The sequence below is a fragment of the Acaryochloris sp. IP29b_bin.137 genome (assembly GCF_028285745.1).
Lineage (GTDB): Bacteria > Cyanobacteriota > Cyanobacteriia > Thermosynechococcales > Thermosynechococcaceae > Acaryochloris.
This window is the reverse complement of record NZ_JANQOP010000205.1, coordinates 1-2,456: the sequence shown is the minus strand read 5'-3', so window position 1 is coordinate 2,456 and position 2,456 is coordinate 1. Positions and strand designations below refer to the sequence as shown.

General features: G+C 41.9%; 1 protein-coding gene. It reads left to right on the top strand.

What is annotated here, in order from left to right:
* The first annotated feature begins 943 nt into the window (after nucleotides 1-943).
* On the top strand, nucleotides 944-2,149 hold the full coding sequence (locus Q0991_RS14675) for a CHAT domain-containing protein (protein ID WP_299489516.1): 1,206 nt from the start codon (nucleotides 944-946) through the stop codon (nucleotides 2,147-2,149).
* The last annotated feature ends 307 nt before the right edge of the window (nucleotides 2,150-2,456 follow it).

Here is a 2,456-nt window from a genome sequence, read left to right as displayed (position 1 = left end):
TCACGAAAACTGGCTAAACAACTTGTCCATCAGCATATCTATGAATGGGCGTAGAGAAGGTCATTCTTGAGAGACCCCAGAATCCGTTAGAACGAGGGCTGTTCCAAGACTGAGAGAGCCACTCAACGTTTCAATTGCACTTGTTGAGATAGCATTACTGAGGATTGCGATAGGTTGCTACGTTAACTGGCCCGTTGAATTCGATTAATCTTCTCGACGATCAGGCTTGCCTGTTGCTCAACATATTCTTCTTCACCTATTTTGTGTGTCACTTTTGTGATTTTGAGCTGCCCTTGTAGAATCAGTTGGTCGCCAACTGGTATGTGTCTCTGGGAAAGGTGATTGCGCCTTCTATCGGACCCACTCGAAAAAAATTTGACTTTGCCAATCATATTCGTCGCCGCCGCCCCATACCTACTGATAAGTCGAGGTTTGTCCCATTAAGGTCTATCTCGAAGCCAGAATTTAGTTCACGCCAACAATTCCAGACTTTAAAACCACGGCGCAAGATTAGTGTACGAAAAATAATAGTGTTCAAAATAAAGGGTTGAACTGACTTTTGGTTGCCATGACTTGCACAATGCTTGACATCCTATTCAGGATTTACAAGGATAAAGATCATGAGGTACTCATGTCAGCGAGTCTGTGAAGTCTCAAGTGTGGGCGTCAATTTTGTTTTTTCTTTGATACAGCGCTATTAACAATTTTTACTCATTTAAAACCTACCATGTTTAAAAATAAGCTGCATTTAAGTTCTTGCGAGAAAACTTTTCGCAATGGGATCAGATTCTTATTATTTAAGCAAATATTTAATGTTAGTTTGTTCAGGTCACTGGGGTTGTTCAGTCTGACGACGAGCTTGGTTAGTCTGCCTTATTCACCAGTTCTGGCTCAACCTTCAAACTCACCTCCCAAACCAACTCTCTCCGAAAAAATTCTGGCTATGGAACGTAGTTTTGAAAAAGAATTTGAAGACTACTTTGAAGAGGATTTAGCGGAAGTAGACCAAGATCCTGAAGAAATAGCTCAAACCCTCCTACACCTCAGTGAGGCAACGGACACAAAGCCTGGTGTACTTTGGGCTGTTCCGCGTGAGGATCATTTGCACTTAGTGCTAATTCTACCGGGTGGAAAACCTATTGTGCGGGATCTTTACGATGTGCCTCGCTCAAAACTACTAAAAACTGTTGAGGCATTTCAGCAACAGATTGATGATCCAAACCAATGGGATCTCCAACTAGCTCAACAGCTCCATCAATGGATACTTGGTCCCTATGAGAAAGAGCATTTGGAAGTTGCAGAGATTGACACCCTGCTATTTTGTTTAGGGAAAGGGCTGAGAGGAGTACCCTTAGCTGCTTTACATGATGGGCAAAGCTATTTAGTAGAACGATATAGTTTAACGGCCATTCCCGCATTTAACTTAATTCAAACCGACTATCAACCCCGAAAAACAAGGAAAATTTTGGCTGCTGGGGCCTCTCAGTTTTTAAGGATGAATTCCTTACCTTCTGTCCCAACAGAGATTTCAACTATTTTGACTTATCTTCGATCTCAGCTTTCTAATCAATCCCAATGGCAAGGTCAATCTTTACTCAATCGTGACTTTACCCTGGCAAACCTGAAAGAACAGCTTTACACACAAAACTATAATATTGTGCATTTGGCGACTCATGCTGAGTTTAATCCAGGTCAGCCTCAACAATCGTTTATTCAATTAAGGGATACTCGACTGAGTTTGGATCAGATGAATACCATAAATTGGTCTAAACTCAACCTAGACTTGTTGGTACTGAGTGCTTGTAAAACTGCCTTGGGAGATGATTCGGCTGAACTAGGGTTTGCGGGAATCGCTCTTAAATCAGGAGTCAAAACTGCCTTGGGTAGCCTCTGGTATGTCAGTGATTTGGGTACCTTAGCTATCATGAATGAATTTTATCAACAGTTACCGCAATGGAACACCAAAGCTCAAGCTCTGCGACAAGCTCAGCTCGGTATGCTCAGAGGAAAAGTTCATGTTAATGATGGGAGGATAATTCTGTCGAATTTACCAGTCCAGTTACCAAAAGAGCTGGCTGATATGACCAATGTAGATTTTTCTCATCCATTCTATTGGTCAGGATTTACCATGCTCAGCAGCCCCTGGTAGGAGAGTGACTAATCCCGGAGGGATTTCGTAACCACAGGTATTTTATCAGTCTGAAGTAGGCCACACTGAATTGCTTCGTTAATAGTGTCTGTAAACACACTCACTTAAACTCTTCTGAAGAATCACAGAGGAGTAGTGATATAGGACAAATCCTTGAGTTAGGGACAAACCGTCGTAGGTTTTATACTCTATTAGGAGATTATTCCTATGAAACTTCATCATGCTGCATTAATCGGCATGGTTTAAAAACAGGGGATTTTGGGTTACACTTCCACGGCAAAATAAGCCATCAATGATTGATGGCTTG